Below are 2,829 nucleotides of genomic sequence, written 5' to 3' on the forward strand. Positions count from 1 at the left end.
GCATCGTGCCCGGCACGGGTGTGTGGACCGTCAACGGCAAGCCGTTGGAGGAGTACCTCCCCAACAAGCTGCACCAGCAGATCGCCAAGGAGGCCTTCGCGGCCACCGGTCTGGAAGATCGCTTCGACGTCGTGGCCCGTGTCACCGGTGGTGGCATGACCGGTCAGGCTGGAGCGCTGCGTCTTGGCGTGGCCCGTTCGCTCAATGGCATCGACGAGGAGGTCAACCGCCCGGTCCTGAAGAAGGCCGGTCTGCTGACCCGCGACTCGCGGATCAAGGAGCGCAAGAAGGCCGGTCTCAAGAAGGCCCGTAAGGCTCCGCAGTACAGCAAGCGCTGATCTACTCGTGGTCGGTCGAATCTTCGGCACCGACGGCGTCCGTGGGGTCGCCAACCGCGACCTGACAGCCGAAGTGGCTGTCGACCTGTCGGTGGCGGCCGCCCACATCCTGGGTGAGATCGGCGCGTTCGCCGATCGACGTCCCACTGCAGTGGTGGCTCGGGATCCGCGCGCCTCGGGAGAGTTCCTGGAGGCCGCGGTCATCGCGGGCCTGGCCTCGGCTGGGGTCGATGTGCACCGGCTTGGCGTGGTGCCCACGCCCGGCGCCGCGTATCTGACGGCACTGCTGGACGCCGACATGGGCGTCATGATCTCGGCCAGCCACAACCCGATGCCCGACAACGGCATCAAGTTCCTCGCGCGGGGCGGTCTCAAGCTGGACGACGAGCTGGAGCGGCAGATCGAGCAACGGCTCGAGGAACCGTGGGACCGGCCCGTCGGTGCGGATGTGGGACGTATCGGCGACAGTCATTCGGGGGTTGCGGCGTACATCAAGCATCTGGTCGGCACGGTGCCGGACAGCCTCGCAGGCCTCACCGTGGTGCTGGACTGCGCCAACGGCGCAGCCTTCGAGGTGGGGCCCGCCGCGTTCGCCGAGCTGGGTGCCACGGTGATCCCCATCCATGCCGAGCCCGACGGTCTGAACATCAACCGCGACTGCGGGTCGACCCACCTGGAGGATCTGCAGGCCGCCGTCGTGGCCCACTCCGCTGATGCTGGATTCGCCTTTGACGGCGACGCCGACCGATGCTTGGCCGTCGACGCAGCTGGTGAGATCGTCGACGGTGATCAGATCCTCGCCGTGCTGGCGGTGGCGGCCCGCGACGCGGGGCACCTTGTCGATGACACGGTGGTGGCCACGGTGATGAGCAACCTCGGGTTCTTGCACGCCATGGAACGCGAGAACATCCAGGTCGTGGCCACGACGGTCGGTGATCGCTATGTGCTCGAGGCGATGCGGACAGGCACGTACACGCTCGGCGGTGAGCAGTCGGGCCACGTCATCATGTCCGAGCACGCCACGACCGGCGATGGTGTCCTCACCGCGTTGCAGGTCGCCAGTCGGATGGTGTCCACCGGCCGCACCCTCGCCGACCTCGCCGCCGTCATGTCCCATCTGCCGCAGGTACTGGTCAACGTGCCCGACGTCGACAAGGCGCGCGCTGGCACCGATCCGGTGCTCCAGGACGAGGTTGCCATCGCCGCGGCCAGGCTCGGCAACTCCGGTCGGGTCCTGCTGCGCCAGAGCGGCACCGAGCCACTCGTGCGCGTCATGGTCGAGGCATCCACAGCGGAGCAGGCGTCGGAGATCGCCGAGCACCTGGCCAGCGTCGTGCGCTCCACCCTCGCCCTCTGACGCAGCCCTAGACTCTCGCCATGGGCACAGTCACCGCTCAGACCGACGACGACTTCGCCAGCTTCCACGAGGTCTACCTCGCCTCGTACGACCGCGTCTACGATTGTCCGTGGCTGGCGGTCGAGAAGCGGGTCAATCTGACCCCGGACGCCTATACCGACGCCATCGCAGTCGTGGCGCGCGACGACGCCGGCACCATCGTGGGCGGCGGCACGGCAATCATGCCGCTGCAGGACAACCGGTCCTTCGCATTCCTCGACGTCTTCGTGCATCCCAATCATCGACGAGCTAGGCACGGATCGGCCATCCTGGATGCCCTGTTGGCTGGAGCGCGTGATGCCGGCCGCACCATCGGGTTCATCGCGCCGTCCTGGGGGATCGACGAGGGGACCAGCGCCGGGCGAGAGTTCGCCGCGGCGCGCGGATTCGAGCTCGACCTGGTCGATGCGACGCGCGAGCTCCGGCTGCCTGCGACGGTGCCTCAGTTGGTCGTCGCGGGCGGCTACACGCTGCAGAGCTGGCGCGGTCCGTGCCCCGATGACCTGATCGCGGAGTACGCGGACCTGCGCCGCATCCTCACCGAGGAAGCGCCGGGTGGCGAGGCCGGGATCGAGAACGAGCACTGGGATGCCGCTCGGGTCCGTCAGGACGAAGCCGATCTCGCCACCGTGGGCCGCGTGATGCACGTCGTGGTGGCGCGGTCACCGAGCGGTCACCTGGCCGGGCACACCCAGCTGGCCTTTCCCGACAGCGATGAGGTGTACCAGTGGGACACCTTGGTGCGTCGCGAACACCGCGGCCACCGTCTCGGGCTGGCCCTGAAGGTCGCCATGATGCTTCAGACGGCCGACCTGCTGGCCGGTCGACGTCGCATCATCACCGTGAACGCGGCCAGCAACGAGCACATGATTGCCGTCAACGACGCGCTGGGCTTTGAGCAGATCGCGTGGGTAGGTGAGTACGTGCGGAGGCTGTAGCTCACAATTTGCGCAGCCGTACCCACTTCACGTCGTGATCGGAACCCTTGCGCAGCACCAGGGACGCGCGGCCGGTCGTGCTGGCGATGTTCTCGCGCAGGTTCGGCCAGTTGATGGTGTCCCACAGCGTCGCGGCACGAACCGCGGCTTCCTCGTC

At 67.8% G+C, this 2,829-nt stretch carries 3 protein-coding genes; all 3 read left to right on the forward strand.

Features of this window, described 5'->3' with window-relative positions:
• Window positions 1–338: 30S ribosomal protein S9 (rpsI, locus tag WB508_RS11825; RefSeq protein ID WP_423845082.1), on the forward strand; the 338-nt coding region annotated here is incomplete at its 5' end.
• Between the two features lie 7 nt (window positions 339–345).
• Window positions 346–1,695, forward strand: a complete 1,350-nt coding sequence (glmM, locus tag WB508_RS11830) for a phosphoglucosamine mutase (protein WP_423845083.1) — start codon at window positions 346–348, stop codon at window positions 1,693–1,695.
• Between the two features lie 20 nt (window positions 1,696–1,715).
• Window positions 1,716–2,672 carry a GNAT family N-acetyltransferase gene (locus tag WB508_RS11835; protein WP_423845084.1) on the forward strand — a complete coding sequence of 319 codons (957 nt, stop codon included), beginning with the start codon at window positions 1,716–1,718 and terminating at the stop codon, window positions 2,670–2,672.
• Window positions 2,673–2,829 lie beyond the last annotated feature (157 nt).

Origin of the sequence: Aeromicrobium sp. (genome assembly GCF_049586495.1) — a bacterium.
GTDB lineage: Bacteria > Actinomycetota > Actinomycetes > Propionibacteriales > Nocardioidaceae > Aeromicrobium.

What these genes read in the sequence shown, in the direction of transcription:
- WB508_RS11835 (WP_423845084.1), top strand. Translation starts at nt 1,716, where the DNA reads ATGGGCACAGTCACCGCTCAGACCGACGACGACTTCGCCAGCTTCCAC.